18 protein-coding genes are annotated in these 24,152 nt (G+C 41.8%); 9 read left to right on the top strand and 9 right to left on the bottom strand.

Annotated elements, in window-relative coordinates:
- Nucleotide 1: 1 nt before the first annotated feature.
- A complete protein-coding gene (locus BUC20_RS07945; protein WP_073229808.1) occupies nucleotides 2–490 on the bottom strand; it encodes a cytidine deaminase in 489 nt (162 codons plus the stop codon).
- Nucleotides 491–655: 165 nt separating this feature from the next.
- Between BUC20_RS07945 and BUC20_RS07940 the strand changes: the two genes are divergently transcribed.
- Genes BUC20_RS07940 through BUC20_RS07930 form a run of 3 tightly spaced genes read left to right on the top strand, consistent with a single transcriptional unit; the run spans nucleotide 656 to nucleotide 9,085 of the window.
- The gene (locus tag BUC20_RS07940; protein ID WP_073229806.1) at nucleotides 656–5,824 is read left to right on the top strand and encodes a translocation/assembly module TamB domain-containing protein; all 5,169 of its coding nucleotides are present in this window, start codon (nucleotides 656–658) and stop codon (nucleotides 5,822–5,824) included.
- A gap of 13 nt (nucleotides 5,825–5,837) precedes the next feature.
- Nucleotides 5,838–8,090, top strand: coding sequence for a translocation and assembly module lipoprotein TamL (tamL, locus tag BUC20_RS07935; RefSeq protein ID WP_234994481.1), 2,253 nt, complete (start codon nucleotides 5,838–5,840; stop codon nucleotides 8,088–8,090).
- 8 nt (nucleotides 8,091–8,098) lie between these two features.
- Complete coding sequence (locus BUC20_RS07930) at nucleotides 8,099–9,085, top strand: YihY/virulence factor BrkB family protein (protein WP_073229803.1); 987 nt, start codon at nucleotides 8,099–8,101, stop codon at nucleotides 9,083–9,085.
- On the opposite strand, the gene BUC20_RS07925 is transcribed toward BUC20_RS07930, so the two are convergent.
- Nucleotides 9,082–11,022, bottom strand: coding sequence for a DNA topoisomerase IV subunit B (locus BUC20_RS07925; RefSeq protein ID WP_073229801.1), 1,941 nt, complete (start codon nucleotides 11,020–11,022; stop codon nucleotides 9,082–9,084). The two genes, BUC20_RS07930 and BUC20_RS07925, sit on opposite strands and share 4 nt — an antisense overlap.
- Nucleotides 11,023–11,135: 113 nt before the next feature.
- On the opposite strand from BUC20_RS07925, the gene BUC20_RS07920 reads away from it, so the two are divergent.
- The 5 genes from BUC20_RS07920 to BUC20_RS07895 all read left to right on the top strand — a co-directional run bounded on the left by BUC20_RS07920 (nucleotide 11,136) and on the right by BUC20_RS07895 (nucleotide 17,327).
- Nucleotides 11,136–12,506 carry an APC family permease gene (locus BUC20_RS07920; RefSeq protein WP_073229799.1) on the top strand — a complete coding sequence of 457 codons (1,371 nt, stop codon included), beginning with the start codon at nucleotides 11,136–11,138 and terminating at the stop codon, nucleotides 12,504–12,506.
- A gap of 36 nt (nucleotides 12,507–12,542) precedes the next feature.
- Nucleotides 12,543–13,889, top strand: a complete 1,347-nt coding sequence (locus tag BUC20_RS07915; protein WP_073229797.1) for an MFS transporter — start codon at nucleotides 12,543–12,545, stop codon at nucleotides 13,887–13,889.
- A gap of 110 nt (nucleotides 13,890–13,999) precedes the next feature.
- Nucleotides 14,000–15,331 (top strand): DEAD/DEAH box helicase, encoded by a 1,332-nt coding sequence (locus tag BUC20_RS07910; protein ID WP_073229795.1) that lies wholly within the window; start codon nucleotides 14,000–14,002, stop codon nucleotides 15,329–15,331.
- 1,063 nt (nucleotides 15,332–16,394) lie between these two features.
- Nucleotides 16,395–16,886: a BON domain-containing protein gene (locus BUC20_RS07900; RefSeq protein ID WP_084528683.1), complete on the top strand. Its 492-nt coding sequence runs from the start codon at nucleotides 16,395–16,397 to the stop codon at nucleotides 16,884–16,886.
- Nucleotides 16,887–16,904: 18 nt separating this feature from the next.
- Nucleotides 16,905–17,327 carry an SH3 domain-containing protein gene (locus BUC20_RS07895; protein WP_073229792.1) on the top strand — a complete coding sequence of 141 codons (423 nt, stop codon included), beginning with the start codon at nucleotides 16,905–16,907 and terminating at the stop codon, nucleotides 17,325–17,327.
- 263 nt (nucleotides 17,328–17,590) lie between these two features.
- On the opposite strand, the gene BUC20_RS07890 is transcribed toward BUC20_RS07895, so the two are convergent.
- The 7 genes from BUC20_RS07890 to BUC20_RS07855 all read right to left on the bottom strand — a co-directional run bounded on the left by BUC20_RS07890 (nucleotide 17,591) and on the right by BUC20_RS07855 (nucleotide 23,339).
- Complete coding sequence (locus BUC20_RS07890; RefSeq protein WP_073229790.1) at nucleotides 17,591–18,823, bottom strand: NAD(P)/FAD-dependent oxidoreductase; 1,233 nt, start codon at nucleotides 18,821–18,823, stop codon at nucleotides 17,591–17,593.
- A gap of 50 nt (nucleotides 18,824–18,873) precedes the next feature.
- Nucleotides 18,874–19,602: an acyl-CoA desaturase gene (locus BUC20_RS07885; RefSeq protein ID WP_073229788.1), complete on the bottom strand. Its 729-nt coding sequence runs from the start codon at nucleotides 19,600–19,602 to the stop codon at nucleotides 18,874–18,876.
- 115 nt (nucleotides 19,603–19,717) lie between these two features.
- Nucleotides 19,718–20,215: a cupin domain-containing protein gene (locus tag BUC20_RS07880; RefSeq protein WP_073229786.1), complete on the bottom strand. Its 498-nt coding sequence runs from the start codon at nucleotides 20,213–20,215 to the stop codon at nucleotides 19,718–19,720.
- 66 nt (nucleotides 20,216–20,281) lie between these two features.
- Nucleotides 20,282–20,869, bottom strand: a complete 588-nt coding sequence (locus tag BUC20_RS07875; RefSeq protein ID WP_073229784.1) for a hypothetical protein — start codon at nucleotides 20,867–20,869, stop codon at nucleotides 20,282–20,284.
- 568 nt (nucleotides 20,870–21,437) lie between these two features.
- On the bottom strand, nucleotides 21,438–21,800 hold the full coding sequence (locus BUC20_RS07865; protein WP_073229781.1) for a response regulator transcription factor: 363 nt from the start codon (nucleotides 21,798–21,800) through the stop codon (nucleotides 21,438–21,440).
- A gap of 110 nt (nucleotides 21,801–21,910) precedes the next feature.
- The gene (locus tag BUC20_RS07860; protein WP_084528681.1) at nucleotides 21,911–23,101 is read right to left on the bottom strand and encodes a PAS domain-containing sensor histidine kinase; all 1,191 of its coding nucleotides are present in this window, start codon (nucleotides 23,099–23,101) and stop codon (nucleotides 21,911–21,913) included.
- 7 nt (nucleotides 23,102–23,108) lie between these two features.
- Nucleotides 23,109–23,339, bottom strand: coding sequence for a helix-turn-helix domain-containing protein (locus tag BUC20_RS07855; protein ID WP_234994480.1), 231 nt, complete (start codon nucleotides 23,337–23,339; stop codon nucleotides 23,109–23,111).
- Nucleotides 23,340–23,482: 143 nt separating this feature from the next.
- Here BUC20_RS07855 and BUC20_RS07850 point away from each other — a divergent pair, with 143 nt between their 5' ends.
- The gene (locus tag BUC20_RS07850; RefSeq protein WP_073229777.1) at nucleotides 23,483–24,136 is read left to right on the top strand and encodes a hypothetical protein; all 654 of its coding nucleotides are present in this window, start codon (nucleotides 23,483–23,485) and stop codon (nucleotides 24,134–24,136) included.
- Nucleotides 24,137–24,152 lie beyond the last annotated feature (16 nt).

The following is a 24,152-nucleotide window of genomic DNA, read 5'->3' as shown; positions in this document are numbered from 1 at the left end:
ATTACACCACCAACCGCTCTTCAACAAATACGAAGGGCAAGAGGTTCTTAATTCCCTTAACTTTTAAAATTTCACCGTTGATGCAATAGAACAAGACTTCTATTTCCTGTTTTTGCTTTTGCTCTACCTCCGCCATGACCTGTAAACAAGCACCACAGGAGGTGACCGGTTTTTCGATGACAAAGTTATCAGTTTTTGCCGTAATTGCCATACTTTCGATCACTGCATTTGGATCTGCCGAGCCGATTGTAAATAAAGCCACCCTTTCTGCACATAATCCCGAAGGATAGGCCACATTTTCCTGGTTGCTGCCCAATACCACTTTGCCTCCCTTTAACTGAAGTGCTGTCCCTACCTTAAACTTAGAATAGGGCGAATAAGAAGTTTTTAGCGCTTCTTCCGCCTGTAAGCACAATGCTTTATCTTTCTCACTTAATTCCTCCAGTCCCTTAAACGACTGGTAGCTGATTCTGAAGTTTCTCTCATCCATAATTTAAACATACAATTTTTCCTTATTTCCTGAACATCAAATTTTAACCATTAGTTCTAAACAATTTTATTATATTGATTGTAGATATACTATAATAAGCCAGAAAAAAGGCCCCGGTGGCATGATTTTGGTTAATAACGGCTAGAAACTCTCAATTAAAGTCAATTGAATAAATATATACGTAAAAGTCTTAAAGTTGTTCTTTGGATTATCGCCAGCATCATTATGCTCGTTGTCCTTATTGCACTTTCCCTCAATATTCCCGCAGTTCAAAACTTTGTTAAGGATAAAGCCATCGGCTACCTGAAAAATAAAACCCATACCGAGGTTAGCCTGGAGAGCATCCATATCGGTTTCCCAAAAGATGTGGTCCTCAACAAGTTCTATCTGGAGGATAAAAAAGGAGATACCCTTTTGTACGCTCAGAAACTGGCAGTAGACATTAGCCTGCTCAAATTATTGAGCAACAAAGTCGAAATCAACAACATCTCCCTGCAAAAGATCAGGGCTAATGTGACCCGCATCAACCCGGACACCACATTTAACTTCTCCTTTTTAGTAGACGCTTTTATGTCTGAGGAGAAAAAACCGGAAGATCAGGTGCAAAAAGATACCGCTTCCACACTGAAGTTTTCACTGAGCAAAATCAGCCTGGAAGACATTGGCATTGTTTACCGCGATGATGTTGCAGGAAACGATGTGAAGTTGAGTCTCGGTGAATTCAAAACAAACATCAAAGATTTTGACATGGACCATCAGCGCTATGTGATCAAAACCCTTTCCCTGAAGAATTCCAACTTAAAATACTTCCAGAAAAAGCCATTAACGCAGTTAAAGGAACACCTGAAAGAAAGCATTGACACGGCAAAAACGGAATCAGGAAAGCTCCCTCTTGTTGAGGTAGAAGACGTAGCGTTCAACAACATCAAGATCAGTTTTGATGATCAGCTTTCCAAAATGAGTGCCGATGTGAACCTGAATGAATTGCAGATCAGCCAACTTCTTGCCGACCTGACCAACAGTAATTTTAAAGCAGGAAGCGCAAAAATCAATAACTCTAAGGTAAGCTATAAAGCGGCTGCCAGCGAGATGAAAGCAAACGTAGACCTGAAGGAATTTTCTGTCAGTAAGCTAATGGCAGACCTGAACAAGAGCAAATACGAGGTAGAAGAAGCGACTTTAAACAATTCAGATGTTCTTTTTGCGTTTAAACCTACTCCTCCTTCTAAGCCTGCTCCTCCATCAAAAACAGCGGCAAAAGCAGATGCAGCAGCTGCTTCAGCTCCCATCTCTTTACTGTTGGGCAAATTGAACCTTTCCAAAAACAATGTACAGTTCGACAACATGTCGGCAAAACCAGGCAAGGGAATGGATTTTAACCACTTAAAAATAAAGAATCTCGGATTGGTTGCTGAAGAATTGGGCTATGGCGCCGATGGCAGCATCAAGGTAAAAGTGAAAGAAGGGGTTTTAACAGAAAAAAGTGGTTTCCAGCTATTAAAACTTCAGGGAGATGTCCTTTACTCAGATAAGGCAGTGAAAGTGAAAAACTTTCTCCTGAAAACACCAAACACTTCCATAGAGAATGCAACTGAGCTGAATTATACCGCAATGGAAGACCTGACCAAACATCCGGAACGGGTAAAGATGAGCATGGTCGTTAAAAATTCTACGATAGGACTTAAAGATGCGGCTTATTTCAGCGATGCCGTTCCTCAGGAATACAGAAACGAGAAAATCAGGGTGAATGCCACGATGAACGGATATTTAAACAACCTTTCCATTCCGCGTCTGCAAATTTCAGGGTTAAAAAGCACCAATATCGACATCAGCGGAACTGCCAAAGGGCTTCCGGATATGGATAAGTTATTTCTGGACCTGAACATTAAAAAATTCGCTTTAACCAAAAAAGACCTGTTGGTATTGATCCCTAAAAAATCGTTGCCAACGAATATTGAATTGCCAAATGCAATTCAGGCAAATGGGAAGTTTACCGGCTCCCTTACCAATTTCAAAACCGGCTTTAACATCAATACCGATATGGGAGCAGCAAAGCTCCTGGCCAGTATGAAAGGACCAAAAGGGAAAGAAAGCTATACCGCAGATGTCAATCTGAACAACTTTAATGTAGGACGCTTGTTGAAACAACAGGCACAACTGGGCAGGATCACTGCCAGAGCAACCGTTAACGGAACTGGCCTGGACCCTAAAAAACTAGCCGCAAAATTCAATGCAGAGGTGATCAGTGCGGATTACAACAAATACAAGTATCAGAATTTAAAGCTGAGCGGCACTTATGCACAGCAGAAACTCGACCTGAAGAGTAATATGGCAGATAGCAATGCCAATTTTAACCTGACCGCAGCAATAAACATCGCAGGAAAATATCCTGCAGTAAAAGCGAAAATGGACTTAGGTCAGGTAGATTTAAGGAAATTAAACTTTAGTCCGACAGAGTTTAAACTTGCAGGAACAGTGGATGCCGACCTGAGCACTGCCGATGTGGACTACCTGAACGGAGATGTTTTCATCAGAGGATTACAAGTGGTAAAAGAAGGGAAAAGGTTCAATGTAGATACGATCAACCTACATGCAGAGACCAGTGCAGAGAAGAGTTTGCTGACCTTAAAATCAGAGCTCATGAGGGCGAGGATCGATGGACAATACCAGCTGACCAATCTTGCTACAGCAGTGACTAACCAGATCAATAAGTATTACCAGTTCGGAGAAGTGAAACGGATTCCGGATCAGCGTTTCCGCTTCTTTGCCAGAATCTATAACCCTAAATTCATTCAGAACTTTGTTCCGGAGTTAACCACCTTCTCCCCTTCTATGATCTATGGGTTACTGGATACGAAGAAAGACAGTTTAACGATGAAAGCATGGGTACCACAAGTGGTATACGGGGATTATAGGGTGGATAGCACGAAATTGAGCGTCGATAACAACGACCAGAAGCTCAATTACAAACTGACTGTGAAGAGCATGCAAAGCTCTTCCATCAATTTATACAATACAGAAATCAGTGGCGCGGCCGTCAATAATAACCTGGGGGTTAACCTCTTTTTAAGGGACAGTAAACTGAAAGATAAATACCTTCTCGGAGGTAATTTCCAGTCCATCAATAAGGATTTCCGATTTAGCCTTGATCCTCAGAAACTACTATTGAATTACCAGAAATGGGCCATATCCCCGGAAAACTATATACAGTTTGGCCAGTCAGGTATCTCTGCAAGAAGTTTTGACCTGAGTAAAGACAATCAGTTGCTGAGCATCAACAGTGTCAACAACGAACCCAATTCCCCGTTGAAAGTATTGTTTAAGGACTTCAGAATAGAAACCCTGACTAAATTTGCAGAGCAGGATAGTTCTTTGGTTGGCGGATCGATCAATGGAACTGTAGATGCAAAAGACCTGGCAGGAACACCTAAATTTGAGGCCAACCTGACCATTGATCAGCTGCGTTATCAGAAAGACCAGCTCGGCACTTTAAGGGTTGCAGTAAACAACAATACGGAAAATGCTTTTGAGACCGACATTGCCTTAACAGGAGTACATGAACTCCGGGCAAACGGGTTCTACTATACGGCACCTAAAAGCGCCTTAGACCTGACCCTGAATATTGATAAAATTGACCTGAAAGGCCTGGAAAGTGTTTCTATGGGTCAAATTAAAAAGGGATCAGGAACAATTACAGGACAGTTATCTGTAAAAGGAGAACTTACTGCCCCTAAAATATTAGGAGATATCAATTTCAAACAGGCGGCATTTACCGCAACCTATGTGAACTCGTATTTCCGCATGAATAATGAAACGATCAGTTTCACAAATGAAGGAGTTAAGTTTGATCACTTTACCATTCTGGACTCTATCGGACAGCCTTTAAAAGTGGATGGAATGGTGTATACCAACAATTATCAGGACTTCCGCTTCGGATTGGATGTATCAGCCAATAATTTCAGGTTAATGAACTCCACGGCTAAAGACAACGAAATGGTCTATGGAAAGGTATTTGTGAGCACCCGCTCTTTCAAAATCAGGGGTGATATGAACCAGCCTGACATCAACATGAACCTGCAGGTCAATAAAGGAACAAAGTTCTTCTTTGCAATGGTGAGCTCCGACCCTTCGGTTGTGGATCAGGAAGGAGTTGTACAGTTTATTGATGAAGATGCCCCACCATTTAATGGAAAGAAAGCAATTCATACAGACAGCATCCCTAAATCAGCATTTAAAGGATTCAACCTGAGTGCGGATATTGATATAGATAAGGAAGCAGAATTTACCGTTGTGGTAGATCCTGCTACAGGAGATCAGCTAAAGGTAAGAGGAGAAGGTAGTATGAATGCCACCATGGACCCAAGTGGAAAAATGAGTTTAACAGGCCGCTACCTGTTGTCTGATGGTGCCTACAACCTCAGTGTTGGCCCTAAAAAGATGGATTTTAAAATCCAGCAGGGAAGCAGCATTATCTGGACAGGAGAACCGACTTCAGCTACCGTTAAGATCACGGCAGTCCGTGAGGTCAACGCTCCTGCGATAGACCTTGTTGCCGATCAGGTACAGGATCAGCAGTTGCAAAAAAACCAGGCCAATCAAAAATTCCCATTCCAGGTATACCTGGATATCACCGGCGAACTGATGAAGCCCATCATTGCTTTCCGGATTGCACTACCGGAAAATGAGAAGAATGCCATTGGTGGAGCAGTAGAAACCAAGCTGCAACAGGTAAATGCAAATGAAAGTGAATTAAACAAACAGGTCTTCGCCCTGCTTGCCTTAGGCCGTTTTATTGCAGACAATCCATTCCAGAGTCTGGCCACCGGCGGCAATAATATTGCAGAATCTTTCGCCCGCTCAAGTGCGACGCGATTGCTGGCTCAACAAATGAATAACCTGGCCTCAGACCTGATCAAAGGGGTAGACATTAACTTCGGATTGAATTCTTCAGAAGATTACTCTACCGGAAAAATGGAAAACAAGACTGACCTCGAAATTGGTCTGTCTAAAAAACTATTGGACGACAGGTTAACGGTGACTGTAGGTAGCTCGTTCGGTTTAGAAGGGCCAAAACAAGCCAACCAAAGCAGCAATAACATTGCAGGAAATGTCAATATTGAATACTTATTATCAAAAGATGGACGTTACCGCTTAAGGGCTTACCGAAGAAATCAGACCGAAGGAATCATTGAAGGTCAGATCATAGAAACCGGACTTGGTTTTGCATTGGTAGTAGACTACAACAGATTCAGAGAGATCTTTAGAAAATTCAGAGATAGAGACAACAGAAAGAAAAAAACAGAACAGAAGCCCAAAGATGAGAAAGCGAATTAAACCCTTATTATTTATGATTTCGTGTTTGATGATCGCTGCCTGCAGTACGACCAAACACCTGCCTGAAGGAGACAACCTGTATGTAGGTGCCACGGTTAAAATCAATCCGGATTCTACAGGAAAGGTAAAAGGCCAAAAAGGACTGGAAAGCACTTTGGAAGATAAAACCAGACCGCTTCCCAACACCTCTGTTTTAGGCTTCAAGTACAAGCTGTTCTTTTACAATTTAGCAGGTGAGCCTACGAAAGAAAAAGGATTCCGGTATTGGTTGCGCAACAAAATGGGCCAGCCTCCTGTATTGGGAAGCCAGGTGAAATTGAAATATAATAATGATGTATTGAGAAGCTACCTCAGCACCATAGGATATTTACAGGCAGAAGTTACCGGTGATACTGTGGTTAAAAATAAAAAGGTGAAAGCGATGTATACTGCCCAAACTGGCACAAGGTATAAAATTAATAAAGTCACCTTTCCTAAAGACAGCACAGGAATCGCTGCCAACGTCAATAGCAATTCTGCCAAATCGCTCTTAAAAGCAGGGGATTTTTATGACTTTGAGACCATCAAAAATGAAAGGATCAGAATTGACAACGACCTTAAAGAGGCAGGATACTTCTATTTTAGTCCGGATTTCCTGCTGATACAGGCAGATAGTACCATCGGCAAAGGGATGGTCAACCTGTTTGTGAAGGTAAAAGACAATACACCGGAGGTTTCGAAGAAGCCATATACCATCAATAACATCACTATTTATCCGAACTATAATTTAAGAAGCGACTCCAGTATTAAAGCCAGTGAGCCAATATTATATAAAGACTTTAAAATCCTGGATCCGAAGAATACCTTCAAATTAGGCGTATTTGATCGTCTTGTGTTTTTTAACAAAGGAGAAACTTACAACAGAAGAGACCACAACCAGTCCTTAAACAGAATGGTGAATATCGGAACCTTTAAGTTTGTAAAAGCTGATTTTATTCCGATTGATAGTTTTAAAAACAATCAGCTGGACGTGAACTTTTACCTGACACCATTAAAGAAAAACTCCTTATCCTTCCAGGTCACAGGAACCAGTAAGTCGAATAACTTTGTGGGTTCAGAAGTTAAGATCACGCAAACGACAAGGAACGTTTTCCGTGGAGCAGAACAACTGGAAGTAAGTGCCAGTGGTGGTTTTGAAACACAGATCAAAGGAGGGCAATCAAAACAAGGGAATTCTTATTCCTTAACCGGACAGGCAAAACTGAGCTTCCCCCGTTTCCTGATTCCTTTTTTTAAATTCAACAGTACAAATGCTTTTATTCCAAGAACGAATATCATGGCTTCTTATCAGATCCTGAGCAGGATTGATTATAGCCTAAATGCGATCAAAGGAGAATTTGGATACAACTGGAAAGAGAGTGTTTTTAAAGAACATACTTTCAATCCAATATCCATTAACTATGTAAAATCTAATGTAAAGAACGACACTGTACTTAGCAAAAACCCTGCTTTAAGGACTTCGCTGGAGCCCCAGTATATTATTGGTCTAAACTATAATTTCACTTACAATGACCAGGTGGACAACAGCCGGAGAAACAACATTTACTTTTCAGGAGACCTGGAAACGGCTGGAAACCTGGCGGGCCTGGTCACCTCGAAAAATGACCTTGGAAAGAAAACCTTATTTGGCACTCCCCTTTCTCAGTTTATCCGTTTAGAAGGTGACGTAAGAAATTATTACAAGGTCAATAAGAATGTGACCTGGGCGAGCAGATTTAACCTTGGATATGGTTATACTTATGGAAACAGTACTTCCCTCCCATTTGTACGTCAGTTCTTTGCAGGAGGTAGTAGCGACATCAGGGCATTCGGAGCGAGAATCCTCGGCCCTGGAAGTTTCAAAGTATCAGATACAGTCGCATTCAGAGATCAGGGCGGCGACATCAAGATCATGCTGAACACGGAACTTCGTTTCAAGCTTTTCAGTATTTTTTACGGTGCTTTATTTGCTGATGCCGGAAATATCTGGCTAAGAAAAGAAGATCCTGAAAGACCAGGAGGAAAATTCAAACTAAACAGCTTTATGGATGAAATCGCGATTGGTACCGGTGCGGGATTGAGGGTCGATGCCTCCTTTTTTGTATTGCGTTTAGATGTGGCTGTTCCAATCAGAAAACCATACCTTCCTGAAGGAAAAAGATGGGTCATCAATGACCTCAATTTTGGCAGCAGCACCTGGAGAAAAGAGAACTTAGTCTTTAACCTTGGGATAGGATACCCTTTCTAACATTAGCTATGAACTTTATAAAAAAAATATACAGCTTTCTTAAAGCAACCGGCCATCTTTTTATTGCGGCCGGAAAAGGCTTCATTGAAGACCGGGTGATGAAACTGAGTGCGGCCCTGGCCTACTATACCATATTTTCCCTGACTCCCCTCATTATCATCATCATCTCTGTGGCGACTTTGTTCTTAGGAGATAAGATGGACCCCAATACCAAGCTTTTTGGAGAGATCAGTGAGCTGGTAGGGAATGATGCCGCCAATCAGCTGAGAAGTTTTGTTAACAATGCCAATTACTCTGGTAAAAGCACCTTCGGACTGGTCATCGGGATTACCGTCCTGGTGATTGGAGCAACTGCCATTTTCATAGAAATCCAGGACAGCATTAACTTCATCTGGAAAGTGAAAGCAGTACCTAAAAAAGGATGGAAAAAATTCCTCACCAACAGGTTGCTTTCCTTCTCCCTGATTGCCTCCTTAGGCTTCCTGCTCCTGGTATCACTGGTGCTCAATAGCATTGTAGTTGGCCTCGGCAAAAAGATAGCCCAATACATCCAGCTCGAGGAAGTTTCGGAAATCATGATGCTTGTGGTGACCAATGTGCTGACGATTGCGGTGGTGACCTGCATCTTTACCATCATCTTCAAGGTATTACCCGATGTCAGGATCAGGTGGAAACCGGCAATCATAGGCGCCTTATTTACGGCCCTGTTGTTTGGCCTTGGTAAATATGCGATTGGAATTTATATTGAAAAAGGAAATCCGGGTTCTCCTTTTGGAGCAGCAGGATCAATCATTGTGATTCTTCTCTGGATCTATTACACCGCCATTATCCTTTATTTTGGCGCAGAGTTTACCCAGGCGTATGCCGAGAAATATGACCATGGAATTGCACCGAGTAAATATGCGGTGCTGATGAAAACCATTGTAGTGGAGACTGAGACTGATGTCCTGCCCCCACAACATCCTGAAGATACAGTAGATGTAGAAAAGGGTTAAGCCGATTCCGCAATTACTGATTCATCATCAATGCTTTCATCATCCACGATATCATGACTTACCGCTGCTGTAGCTGCGCTTTCATCCGCTGATACCAGTTCCTCTATCGTGTCTTTTTCGACCCTCAGGTTTCTGATGATGTGCTGCTGTCTGTCCGGTGTATTTTTACCCATATAATATTCCAGCAAGCTTTTAATCGTCTGGTCTTTCAGGATCACAGGATCCAACCTGATGTCTTTACCGATAAACAATCCAAACTCATCCGGCGAAATCTCACCCAGTCCTTTAAATCGGGTAATCTCGGGCTTATTGCCCAGCTTCGCGATAGCCGCCTTACGCTCCTCATCACTATAGCAATAAATCGTTTCCTTTTTATTACGTACCCGGAACAATGGGGTTTGAAGAATGTATACGTGTCCTGAACGCACAAGGTCAGGAAAAAACTGAAGGAAGAAGGTCATCATCAGTAACCTGATGTGCATTCCATCCACATCGGCATCGGTAGCAATTACAATATTGTTATAGTGTAATCCTTCTAATCCATCTTCAATATTTAAAGCATGTTGTAAAAGGTTGAACTCTTCATTTTCATACACTACTTTTTTAGTCAGCTCATAACAGTTCAAAGGTTTTCCTTTTAAGCTGAATACGGCCTGACAATCCACATCCCTTGATTTGGTGATTGATCCTGAAGCAGAATCTCCCTCAGTGATGAATAAAGTAGTCTCGTATTTTTTCTCATGGGTGCTGTTGAAATGCACCTTACAATCTCTGAGTTTTTTATTGTGCAGGGATGCTTTTTTAGCCCTGTCGTTGGCCAGCTTTTTAATTCCGGCAATGTCTTTACGTTCCCGCTCCGACTGCAGGATTCTTTTCAATAAAGCATCTGCAACGTCAGTATGTTTGTGCAGGTAATCATCCAGTTCTTTCTTTACGAAATCGTTGATGAACGTTCTAACAGAAGGTCCGTCCGGCCCCATATTCTGTGAGCCCAGCTTGGTCTTGGTCTGCGACTCAAACACTGGCTCCTGAACACGAACAGAGATGGCTGCAATGATGGATGCCCTGATGTCAGAAGCATCGTATTCTTTCTTATAAAACTCTCTGATGGTTTTCACCACCGCCTCTCTGAATGCCGCCTGGTGTGTACCACCCTGAGTGGTATGCTGACCGTTTACAAAAGAATGGTAATCTTCCCCATACTGTTGTCCGTGGGTCATGGCAATTTCAATATCGTTACCTCTCAGGTGAATGATCGGATAGCGGATGGTCTCTGCACCTGCATGTTTATGCAACAGGTCATACAGTCCCCTTTCAGAGAAATATTTTTGTCCGTTAAAGTTGATGGTCAGCCCTGCATTCAGGAACACATAGTTCCAGATCATGCTTTCCACAAAGTCGGAGATGTAATGGTAATTCCTGAAAATGGTTTCATCCGGATAAAACGTAATGGCAGTACCATTGCGCTGAGTGGTATCGATAATCGGATTATCAATGACGATCTCCCCTTTCGAGAACTCTACCTTTTTCGTTTTGTTATCCCGGTAAGATTGCACCATGAAATTGGTAGATAAAGCATTCACTGCTTTTGTACCCACCCCATTCAGACCTACAGATTTCTGGAAGGCATTGCTATCGTATTTACCACCGGTATTGATCTTGGAAACACAGTCTATCACTTTACCCAAAGGAATCCCGCGACCATAATCGCGTACGTTTACTTTCTGATCAGAAACGGTAATTTCTATGGTGCGTCCGGAGCCCATAACAAACTCATCAATAGAGTTATCCACAATCTCCTTAAGCAATACATAAATCCCATCGTCCTGTGCAGAACCATCTCCAAGTTTACCGATATACATACCGGGACGCAGTCTGATGTGTTCCTTCCAATCGAGGGAGCGTATACTATCTTCGTTATAATTCGGTTCAGCCATGATGTATGTGTGAGTAGATTTACAAATTTAAGGTAATATGCCGGGGAATCAACCACAAAGTTTCAACAAATACACATTTTCCTGTATCTTCAAAGAATAAAACAGACCACACCATGCCTACCAAGAAACAGCTCTCCCTCTTCGACTTATCTATGATTGTGGTGAGCCTGGTCATCGGGATGGGCATATTCCGGACTCCGGTAAACGTAGCTGCCGGGGCACAGGTTCCGGAATTGTTCTTTTCTGCCTGGATCATAGGCGGCCTGGTGGCTTTATGCGGAGCGCTGACGTATGCAGAAATCGGCTCCAGATTTCCGGTAACGGGTGGTTATTACAAGATTTTCTCTGCTTTTTACCACCCTTCTATTGCCTTTGCCATCAACTGTATCATTGTCGTTTCCAATGCCGCTTCTGTGGCAGGAGTATCCCTTATCGGATCAGAATATTTCAGTAAAATTATCCTGCCTGCAGAGCTACAGACCGAATTCTCCAGAATCGTCATTGCCGCCATCACCATCGCTTTATTTTACGTACTGAACCTCATGGGTCTGAAAGTAAGTTCAAAAACACAGAACGTACTTTCCATGGTCAAAATAGGAATGGTGCTGATCCTGATCTGCGCTGTCTTTGTAGGTCCGGGAGCAGAAAACATCAGCAGCAGCCTTCCGGCGTTTAAGACCACTACAGGAATTGCGCCCAGCTGGACGGATTATGGAAAAGCGCTGGGCATCTGCCTGATCGCCGTATCTTTTACGTTTGGAGGTTACCAGCAGGCCATCAATTTTGGTGGGGAAACCAAAGAGGCCAACAGGGTAATTCCCCGGGCAATCATGACCGGACTGGCCATCATCATTGTCTTATACATGGCGATCAATTATGCCTATGTGAAAGTCATTGGTTTCGAGCAGCTGAAAACAGCAGAAAGCATCGCTGCCATCCTTGCCGGAAAACTATTTGGCCCTGCAGGGTTCACGATTCTCTCCTGCCTGATCTATTTCTCGGTGTTGGGTTATGTCAATGTGAACCTGCTGAGCAATCCCAGGGCGATGTTTGCCATGGGGGAAGAGGGTGCACTTCCTAAAGTTTTCACCAAAAAAACGAAAAACAATGAGGTGATGTTTGTGAGTCTGACGGTCTTTGCCATTACTTCGGTCTTCACTTTATTTTATGCCCAGACCTTCGATAAAATCCTCAACTATACCATATTTCTGGATTGCATCGGAATGGCCACTTCCGCAGCAACCATCTTCTTCCTCAGAAAGCGGACTGCACATCTGGACAAAAAGACGATCTACAGCATGACACTCTATCCCTTACTTCCTTTAATATTTATTGCGGCTTACTCTTTTGTAGGCATCAGTATATATGCAAATGACCCGGAAGCCGGAAGAAATGGCCTGTTGATATTTGGCGGATTTATCCTCATCTATTTCATCAACCGCTTCTTTAACTCTAAACCTGCCACACCAAATGATACCAACTGATAACAGAAATATGTATACCGAATTCCTCAATTGATCATGCCGATAAAACAGTTACCTATAAAAAAAGAAATCGCTTATGCTGCCGGAATGATGGGATGGAGCATCATGACCAATATCATCATTGTCATGCTCCCTTACTTTTACCTGCCGCCCAATAATTCCGGACTGAGTCCGCTGGTACCCCAGCTATTGGTATTCGGGGCTTTTAATATCCTCTCCTTAATTGCAGCTTCCGGAAGGTTATTTGATGCGATTTACGATCCCTTTATTGCTTCGCTCAGTGATGGCAGTCAGAACCCTAAAGGCAGACGGATCCCGATCATGAAATACGCGATTGTCCCGGCAGTGATCTTCTGCTCCCTCGTTTTTTACCCATTGGTAAAGGGCGAAAGCGTAACCAATGCCTGGTGGCTCACCTTTGTACTTGCAGGGTTTTTCATTTCCGTAACCACCTATATCATCCCTTACAATGCTTTACTGGCAGAACTTACCCATAGTGCCGACCAGAAAGTCAGGCTATCCACCTATCAACAGGTGGGCTTTGTGTTCGGAATGATTCTGGGTGCACTTTGCAATAACTACGCAGATTTTATCCAGCACTTTTTCCATGTGACCGACCGTGCACAGGCTTTACAATACACCATCTGGGGATTGAGCATCTTCTCCGGCCTGGTGATGATCCTGCCGATTGTCTCCATTGATGAAAGAGAATATTCGGCAGCCAAGCCAACACATATTGCCTTGCTTCCTGCCATTAAAAACACCTTTAGAAATTCAAATTTCAAATATTACCTGATTTCAGATTTCACGTATTACATCGCCCTGAGCATCATTTCCAGTGGCCTGCTTTTCTTTGTAACGGTGCTGCTCGGCCTTCCTGATTCTGATGGCGGAAAGTTTATGGGAATTATGGTAATCCTCTCCCTGCTCTTCTACCCTTTTATCAATTACGGCTCTAAAAGATTCGGAAAAAAGCCATTGGTACTGGTCGCCTTTGTCTTGCTCAGCCTGATATTTGTCGCCATCTTTTTTCTGGGTAAACTGCCCTTCTCTTCTACCATGCAAATGTACATCCTGGTGATCTGTGCTTCCTTTCCCCTGGCCTCCCTGGGGATCTTACCGAATGCCATCCTTGCCGATATCGCACAGCAGGATACCCTGGAAACGGGAGAAAATCATGAAGGAATGTTTTTTGCCGTAAAGTACCTGTTTGTCAAACTCGGACAAACCATGGGTATCGCTATTTTTGCCATGCTCACCGTTTATGGTAAGGATCCCGGTCACGATTATGGCCTCAGGCTGAACGGAGTAGTAGGCTTTGTCCTGTGTGTCCTTGCCCTATTATTTTTTAGCCGTTTCAAAGAAAACAAACCCACTAATTAACAGACACTTAACTATAAAACAAAGGAACACACAAAAGCCAAAAGTAATACGTACCTTTGACCGGAACGATACTCTTTCGTTTCATTTTTATACATTAAAAGACAAACACATTGTTATTCGAAGAATTAAACCTGATTGAGCCCATTTTAAAAGCGCTGCAAACAGAAGGTTATACACAACCTACCCCCATACAAGAACAATCTATCCCAACCATACTTCAAGGCAGAGACTTATTAGGATGTGCGCAAACCGGTACAGGTAAAACTGCTGCCTTTGCCATCCCAATGCTTCAATTGCTGAGTAAGCCGCATATCAATACTAAAGTTCATAAAGCCATCAAAGCATTGGTGCTGACGCCAACGCGCGAACTGGCCATCCAGATCGAAGAGAGCTTTAAAGCATATGGTAAAAACCTTCCGATCCGTCACCTGGTGATCTTCGGTGGTGTAGGACAGAAAGCACAAACTGATGCCCTTCACCGTGGTGTAGACATCCTTGTAGCCACCCCCGGCAGACTATTAGATTTGATGAACCAGGGTTTTATCAACCTCCGCGACATCGAACTGTTTGTTCTGGATGAGGCCGACAGAATGCTGGACATGGGATTCATCCATGATGTTAAAAAGGTTATCGCTAAACTACCTGTAAAAAGACAAACCTTGTTTTTCTCGGCAACCATGCCTCAGGAAATTCAAAAACTTGCAGATACCATCCTTACAAATCCTTTGAAAGTGGAAGTTACACCCGTATCTTCAACAGCAGAGAAAATTAAACAAGAGATGTATTATGTAAGCAAGAACGATAAGAAAAACTTATTGATCCACATCTTACAGGATAAAACAATAGAAACAGCATTGGTATTTACCAGGACCAAACATGGTGCAGACCGCATCGTGAAAGACCTGATCAAAGTAGGAATCAAAGCCGAAGCCATCCACGGAAATAAATCGCAAAACGCGAGACAAAGAGCATTGACAAATTTCAAAGCCAAAGCAACAAGGATCCTCGTCGCTACGGATATTGCTGCACGTGGAATTGATGTAGATGAGCTTGCCCATGTGATCAATTATGAATTGCCGAATATTCCTGAGACTTATGTACACAGGATTGGTCGTACAGGTCGTGCGGGATTAAGCGGAACAGCACTTTCTTTCTGCGATGCTGAAGAAAAAGATTTCCTTAAAGATATTGAGAAACTGATTGCTTTGAAGATCCCGGTAACAGAAGATCATCCGTATGCGATGAGCTGGCAAAGCCTGATGACCGCTGCTACTGAAAAACCAAAAGGTAAAGGTCAGGGTGGAAACTCCCGCGGACAAGGTAGCAGAGGAAATGGGAAACCTGCAGGGAATGGACAAGGTGGTGGTCAACGTGAACCTAATCTGAGCGGTGCTAAGAGAACGCCAAGTAGCGGAAGTCGCAGGTGGAGTTCTAAAAAATAAAAGGGGCGGAATTTTGTTCCAATCTAAAAATCAAGCATACTAATCGAAGATTGAAATCTTTTGCCCTGAAAAAGGGCAAAATTTTCTAGATCTTCTCTTAGCATACTTGATTTTTTTATTAATACTGCATTTCCTGAAAGGGCTGACCAAACTGGGAGCAGACCGGTTTGGAGTATTTGTTTGGAGCAGGATTGTTAAAGAATCAATCTATTAAGCAGGTTTGTTAAGAGCAGATTTTTAAGAGCAACCTTGTTAAGGGCAAATCTATTAGGCCGGTTTGTTAAGAGCAGAATTTTAAGAGCAACCTTGTTAAGGGCAAATCTATTAGGCCGGTTTGTTAAGAGCAGAATTTTAAGAGCAACCTTGTTAAGGTAAATCTATTAAGCAGGTTTGTTAAGAGCAGAATTTTAAGAGCAACCTTGTTAAGGGTAAATCTACTAGGCCGGTTTGTTAAGAGCAGATTTTATGAGCAACCTTGTTAAGGCCAAGTCTATTGAGCAGGTTTGTTAAGAGTAGAATTTAAAGAGCAGATTGATTATACAGGTTTATTAGGGCATGCCAAATCTGACAATCAACATGAAAATTCATTTAAAGTAATTCCATTAGGGAGGTTTTATGATGGGAAAACAAATCAGAGACCTTTTATGAAGTTTAACAAAGCAAACTTCCTTAGGCACGTTCCAGGATCACATTCCTGGTCGAATAATCATTCAAAAGAAAACTTATAAATTGGTTTAATTGATTGAATTTAAAGAATTTAAAGAATTTAAATCTATTTTCAATACCTGAAGACCTGGATTATATTCAGGATTAGCAATCGGCTCAAATCAGAGTACCACTTAAACAAAAACACAGGCTCTACTTCCTCTCTATATCTGGTTGTTTCTGCTTTCTGGCCTCTCAGCTAATTGATCAGATTCTATAAAAAAGTCCCTTGAGTATGTCTTTAGAAGTTTGTTCATAAAAAGATCATAAAAAAAACATTTTTGTTAAACTTTTTTTAACACCAGACGTTAAGTATTTTCTATATCTTGTATATAGTTAAAAACAAAAACTATCAAAAATGAAAAACTTAATGAGCAAAATGATGGCTCTTGTAATGGTTGTAGCCTTTATGGGAGCTACAGTTACCGGATGCAAAAACAAACCAAAAGATGCAGACCTGAAAACTGCTGTTGAAACTGCAATCCAGGCAAATCCAAAACTTACAGCTTCGGGTGTAACTGTTGAAAAAGGTGTAGCAACACTTTCCGGACAGGTTCCTGATGAAGCGACCAAAGAAGAGTTAGGTAAAGCTGCTGCGGCAGTTCCTGGAGTAGCTTCTGTGGTTAACAACCTGACTATTGCTGTTACTAATGTTGAAATTGCTGCTGATAGCCCATTAGCTATTGCTGTAAAAGATGCAACAAAAGATTTCCCTACTGTTGCAGCAACCGTTGCTGATGGTGTGGTTACCCTAAAAGGAGAGATCCAAAAAGCCAATCTTCAAAAACTGATGATGGTCTTAAACGCATTAAAACCTAAAAAGGTTGACAATCAATTGGTAATTAAATAATTCAGGAGGAACATAAAAATGGCTTTACAAGAAAAATATAAAGAATTGATAGACGCTGCAACTGCTGCAGGCGTAAACGACCTGAACGTACGTGAACAGGAAGGTGTTTTGTACATCGACGGTGCTTCAAGTGGTGCTGTAAAACAACAACTTTGGGATACTTACGAGCGTCTTGACCCTAATTATGCTTCTGGCGACGTGGTGATGAACATCAACAGTGTAGCCGGCGTAGTAGAAGGCACAAAGCTAAAAGTAACTACCAATAGCTCCAACCTTAACATCCGTAAAGGTCCAAGCACCAATGATGACATCGTTGGTAAAGCTGCCAGACACGAAGTAGTAACCTTAGTAGGAAAAGAAAACGACCAATGGTGGTTAATCAAAACCGATCAGGGAGAGCAAGGCTACTCTTTCACTCAGTACCTTACCCCCGTTGAATAAACGATAAAAAAGAATTAAAGAATAAAACAAAGAGAAATAAACCTGGAAAAAGAACCTGCTGCTTACGGTGGGTTCTGCTCCCAAAGAAAAAACTGTTTCCTCAGAGAAGGCCTAGAAAATTTTGCCCCTTCAGGCAAAAGATTTCAGCCGCCGAAGAGTGATGCAGTTTTTTCATTTCCATTAAACGGTGGGTTCTCCTCCCAGAAAAAAAACTGTTTCCTCAGAGAAGGCCTAGAAAATTTTGCCCCTTCAGGCAAAAGATTTCAGCCGCCGAAGAGTGATGCAGTTTTTTCTTTTTCGTTATTAAAATACCCTCCACAATAATAAACAGGCCCTGTCTGATTGAGCAGATGTAATTCCGTCTGCGCCTGCATTGCCATCAGATCAAAAACCGGTTGTCTGTTTTCAATTTCCCTGATCATCTTCTTCTCATCAATTGCCGCAGCAGCATTAGAAACGAAATAGTCTTGCTTTAAGGAAGTTTCCGGCAATCCTGGGATGTTGTTTATCCAGTAGGTTGCAGCCGCCCGGGCATCCTCTCCCTTTTGCTCCATACGGTAATTCCAGCTTGCCCATGCCAGCTTTGTCTTCGGCATAATTGCAGCATCCGTATGTATGACATTTTTCCCCGACTCATACCTGAACACAGACAGCAGCCGTTCTTCGTCTTTAGTCTTATGTTTTACAATTTTATAGGCTTCATCAGCGGGGCAAGCCATAATCACGCGATCAAACAGTCCTTTTGTACCATCTGTAGCCAGTACTTTTACTTTACCATCTTCAAGGCGTTCTACTTTACCCACTTTTTTATTCAGCAGAATTTTATCTTTAAAAGGGCGAGTTAATACTTCCTGCCAGGGTTGGTTTTTGTCGTCCGGAGTGAATCCCTGATATCCGCTGGCCTGACCTGCAAAGCCATAACTGTTAAAATGTCTGAGCAGTGTTACGATCGGGAAGTCAAGAATTTGTGCTTTTGGTGCCGTCCATAATCCGGAACTTAGGGGAATCAGGTATTTCAGGATGAAATCCCCGGTATATCCAAATTCCTTGAGATAACTGGCGATGGAACAGTTTTGAAATTCCGGCTGATTCAGCACTTCTGTACTACTTTTATTAAACCTGCCGACTTCCTTTAACAATTTTAAAAAGGAGGGCTTAAACAGGTTACTACGCTGTGCGAACAGATGGTTTAATCCGGGGCCACGGTATTCGAGTTGTTCAGGAAGGTATTGTACACTAAATGACAGGTCGGTCTTTTTCAAGGGAACCTTGATTGCCTCAAAAAGAGCGTAGAGCTGAGGATCGGTCTGAGGGTGAATAACCAGGCTCCCTGCTGTTATAGAAACCGGGTTTTCAGCATCTTTCAGGGTGACGAGTGGGGTACATCCACCAATATGATCCTGTTCCTCATAGAGGGTCAGGTCGTACTTTTCATGCAGGAAATGGCCGCAGCTCATTCCTGCGATGCCGGCTCCTATGATCGCTACTTTTTCCATCAGGTATTCTTTTTAAATAAATAAAGACCAATACCTTATTTCCAGGGCTTTTAAACTTTCCTTATCCGGATGATATGAAGCCAGTGCATCACCTTCATGATCGGATATGTTGGATCAAACTCAAACCATCTGGAGGCAAAGTTCGGGTTATTTGGCTTTTTGTGGTGGTTGTTCTGAAACAATTCTCCCAGCATCAGGAAGTCCAGCGGCAATGAGTTTTTGCTATGGTCATCATTGTCGTGATTTGAATACCCGTATTTATGTCCGCACCAGTTTACAATTGCACCATGAATAGGTCCCATTAAGAAATGGATTGGCAACAATAAGAACATCCACCATGCTGTAGCGAAGGTGGCATAAAACCAGACATAGAAAGTGATGAATACGATTCTCGTGATCCAGGAATCACCGATTTTGTCGATGATTGGCCATGAGGGATATTTATCTCTGAATTGTTCTTCGGGTTCTACGTTATATTTTGAGTAATTGAGGTAGATATTTTTTGTTTTGATCATCATTCCCCATACATCTTTCACAAAATGAGGAGAGTGCGGGTCTTTTTCTGTATCACTAAACGCATGGTGCATCCGGTGTAAAATGGCATAAGCCCTTGGATTTAAGAACGATGAGCCCTGAGACAGGAAGGTGATGGCATAGAAGAATTTCTCCCAAAAGCCATTCATTTTGAACATCTTATGGGATGCATACCGGTGTAAAAAGAAAGTTTGAGAGAACAGAGACAGAAACCAGTGTAAAAGAAAGAAAACTAAAATGATCATATTTATTTGTATACGTACGGGTATTAATTTATACGGATGTTTGGGCTGTAAAAATAGCAAAAAAAATCCCGTAAAAGTTTTACCAATACGGGATTATATCTTAGGATCTGTTGATTTATCTGCCGAAGTCGTCTTGTACCCTTACGATATCGCTTTCATCAGAAGGATTTGCCGGATCTGTATGTTGCCAGATCTCAGAAACGATACCCCAATCATCCAGGCCAATCAAACGGTGTCTTTCACCTTGTTTTAACTTGATCGTCTGTGCTGGTGCAAGCTGTTGTACCTCACCCTGATCATCAGTATCGCTGGTGCTTACGCCTACTGTTCCATTCACCACTCTCCATATTTCTGCGCGACGGTGATGGTATTGCCATGAAAGACGTGTATTAGGCGCTACGATTAATATTTTAGGGCTCAGTTTACCTGATATCTTTAGTTCATCAACATTTAAGCCATCAAAATAAACATTGGCAAACTGCTGCGCCTGGTCTTCATCAATCACAAAAAAACCTCCCCAAGGGCGGGTTTCATCACGATTAACGACATTAAATCCTTCAATTTTTAAGCGTTGAGCTACGCCATCGAATATTTCTTTTTTCTGATCTGACATTGTCTTTAGGTATTTTACTTGCCAAATATAATAATATCGCTTTAAAATGAAACCCGGCTTAATGCATTAAGACAGCCTGCTGATTTCCAGGAGGTCTTCATTCAGGTCAACCATCAGGTTATAAAGTAATGCAACATTTTTATCTTCAGGATGTACCTTTCCATCCAGGATCTCATAATAACGGTCCTGAAACTCATCATAAGTCTCGTCCGGAACATCAATCACCATCAATTCCAGCTGACAGCTCGTATGGTAGAGCATCTGTGCCATAGAAAGGTAAACGGTGGGTAAACTATCGACCAGATCTGTATAGGTCTGACTCCCCCAGTCCATAAGGTAACAATAATAATTATCTGAGGCCAGCAGGTTGTATTCTTCATTTTCAAAAACCGCTATCTCATCCAGGTTATTGATGAGAAAATAGGTGCTTAAACATTGGAGTGCTTTGTCTACAGAAGCCAGCAATAATTTCACTACCTCATCATCCATTGTTCTCAGCAGTTCGTAATCATAATCAGAATTAGAATCTGCGTCAACTAAACCTTTCAGGTCTGAAAGCTCCTTTTCATGGGCGAGAAGAAAGCCATTTTTACAAAACTCATTGATCGCAAAGCTCAATACATGTGGTACGATCCCTTTAATTGCATCTTCCAAAATTCCCCCTTTCGAATATTATTCTTAAAGCTAAAAAAACTAAGGTCATAACAAAACAGAAAAGAGAAGAATTAATTTTTTCATGATACCTTTAATTATGGAATACGAAATCTCAGAAGTAGTAGTCAAACACATTAAAAATCAATTCAAGCCCTTCTTAAATATCGGGGATAGAATTTGTTATCAGAGGGACCCCGGGCTTCCTGATCCAGCCTCAAGCTGTTTAATTACACATCTTGATTTATATTATCAGTATGAGCTAAAAGAAGATCATCAAATGACAAATAGGTTTTATTACGAAATACAGGGCCTCAATTGTCATAATAATGTTTAATTTCAATTAATGGAAACTTTCCTATAATGAAGTCCGTTATAGTCATAGTTTGTTTGGTTTAGGTTGGTCTGTGGTGGGCCAACCAACAATTAACAGGGATACCTTCCCAAGGTCATCCCTGTTTCTATTTATACCCATTTGTAAAAAATACGGGATAAAAACAAAGCCATCCCTGATTGCAGGGATGGCTTTGTTTTTATCATCATCCGGATTGATCATCGTCCGGAATGCAGGTTATCTCTCCAGCAGTTTTTTGATTCTTTTAACAATATAGTCAATATCGAATGGTTTGCTGATGTAGTCATCAGCACCGGCAGTAATACTTAATTCTTTATTCTGATCATTTGCAGACATCACGATGATTGGAATATGTTTGGTAAAAAGATCTGTTTTCAGGTCTTTACAGATTTCCGCACCATCCCCATCAGGTAACATGACATCTAAAATGAATAAATCAGGCACAGAATCTTTCAATTTCTCTTTTAGCTCAGTAAAAGTAGAGGAAAGCTGTAATTCATATCCCTCATCTTTCAATAAAACACCAATTATATATCGGATATCTTCATCGTCTTCAAGTACATGTATTCTTTTGATCATTTTCAATTGTTTTTAAATGGAACTTCAACTTAGTCCTAGCAACAATTTTGCCATAGATCACAAAAGGGAGTGTAATTGTTACGAAAATCCGGTTAACACAAAAAATAAGATTAGTTTTTCAAGTCAACATTCTTCGTAGATCTATTTATTTTGGTGATGATCTCATCCAGTTCTACTGCCGAACGTTCCAGCATTTCCAGTAAGGAAAGGTCGGTCTGATTGCGTTGAGCATCTGCTTTCAGCAAATCGAGGATACCCACAATATTGCTCACCGGCCTCCGTAGCTCATGCGAATTGTTCCAGGCGATATCTTTAAGCATCTGGTTTTTTCGTAACAGGCGTTGTTCATAATTTTTGCGTATCGTGATGTCTCTTAATGCACCAACCATTTTTTCTGCCTGCCCCTCTTTGTCCAATAAAATAAACGCCTGATTGGAAACATACTTATAAGTGCCATCTGCACATTGCAGCTGATACTCACAACGCCAGGAATTGCTGAGTTCTGCCAGAGATGTTTCCATACTCTGCTCCACCCGCTCCCTGTCTTCCGGATGGATTTTACTCAGAATCCATTCCCGGGTATTCTCCCGGCGATCGGGACCATACCCAAATATCTCGGTAAAGCCATTCATCCAGCGCAATTCGTCTGTATGTGGACAATACTCCCAGATCACATCATTCGTAACGCTGGTCACCGTCTCATATACATCCAGCAGCTCTTTGATCCGCTCTTCTGCTTTAACATGTTTTTCGATATCAATGGCGATTACTGTATAGGCAGGTTTTCCCTGATAGACCGTTCTGTGGTGTGAGATGAGCATATGAAAAAGATCCCCGTTTTTCTTTTGATGCAGCCAGACACCTGTTGCCCTACCTTCTGTATGTTCAGCGCCCAGATAATCGTCCAGTTTGGCGCGCTCTTCATACGGCCGGAGGTCCAGTACGGTCATACCTAAAAGTTCTTTTCTGCTATAGCCATATTTCCTGACCATGATCTCGTTAACATCCAAAAGCTGGTAATTCAGCCTGTCTACCACATAAATTGCGGCGATGGACCCTTCAAAAAGTTGTTTATAGTTTTTTTCAATACTAGAGAGATTTCTCCGGTATATTTCGATCAGCAGAAACAGGATGATACCGGAAACGACCATAAAAATAATGTTTTTATAATCGTATAAAAAGCTCATATCTTCTCCCGGAGTATCTTTATCCAGTTTTTCGATCCAGTTACTTCCAAGGTTTAACCACATCGCCCCCAGAGCAATGTAGATAATGGTAATAAAAGCCGATTTCTTGCGCATGCTGATCTTAACTTTCCTCTATCAGCTTCAGATCCTGATACATATCCATCAACATCTCGCCCGGATTGACATTAATCGCCAGTGCAATCAAATAGAGTTCTTCTGCTCTGAGCTTTGCCGTTTCCGTTAAGGTCAGCTCATTCATCCTCGCCCGCGTTAAGCCCGTTCTTCTGGCCACCTGAGCCTTATTTACCGAACGCTTCCCCAAATAATATCCCAGCTTAGTTATTCTAGTCATAGAAAAGTATAGATTTTTTTAACATTAATATAGATAAATATATAAATGGCAAAGATAATCCATACAACAATTGGTTAAATAGATGTATAATCTTTACTTTTGTATAGATTATACATACAAACCTAAGCGCTAACCTCAAAATTATGAAAGAAGAAAACACCATCATTTTCCGCGCCCACATGTCTTCCTTTAATGTGGCCATACTTTACCGTTTTATGATCAAAAGGATTTCAAAAGGATACTCCAGTAGCGAGACGTCCTTTTTAATGGGCTACAACTCCGATTTAATCAAAAAAAAGGAAGATTTAAAAAACATAGGCTTCTCTTTAGAGGAGATCCATCTATTCAAAAATGCGATGGAGGAGCGCTCCCTGAAAACATTCCTTCCCGGGCAGGAAATTCAAAAGCAGAGCTCAGATTATTGTTTAATAAAAAAAACTGAACCATCGCAAATCCAACTAAAAATGCTCCGTATAGCACCCGATAATTCCGAGGAGCTGATCTTCCAGCTTCAGGAAGAAAACCTCGCTTACGCCACATATGAGCTTGCTGATGCCGAAAGCCTGGCAGAAGCAAAGGCCATATTGAACGTTCTTTTTGAAAGCCGCCTCTTCTTTAGTCCTCAGATTCCACTCGTGATTTATCAACGCTGTCGCAGTGCTGTAGGCAACGATGGAATCAGTCCCAGACATGTACAGGCCGCATTATTGGAACTGACAAAGAAAAAGGACTTCCCTAAACTTAAACGGATCAGGTCAAACGACTACGGCTGTATGTATGAAAAAGTATTTGAATAACCTTAACACCATATAC

Source organism: Pedobacter caeni (assembly GCF_900129215.1).
Taxonomy (GTDB): Bacteria; Bacteroidota; Bacteroidia; order Sphingobacteriales; family Sphingobacteriaceae; genus Pedobacter; species Pedobacter caeni.
This window is presented reverse-complemented; position numbering and strand designations above follow the sequence as displayed.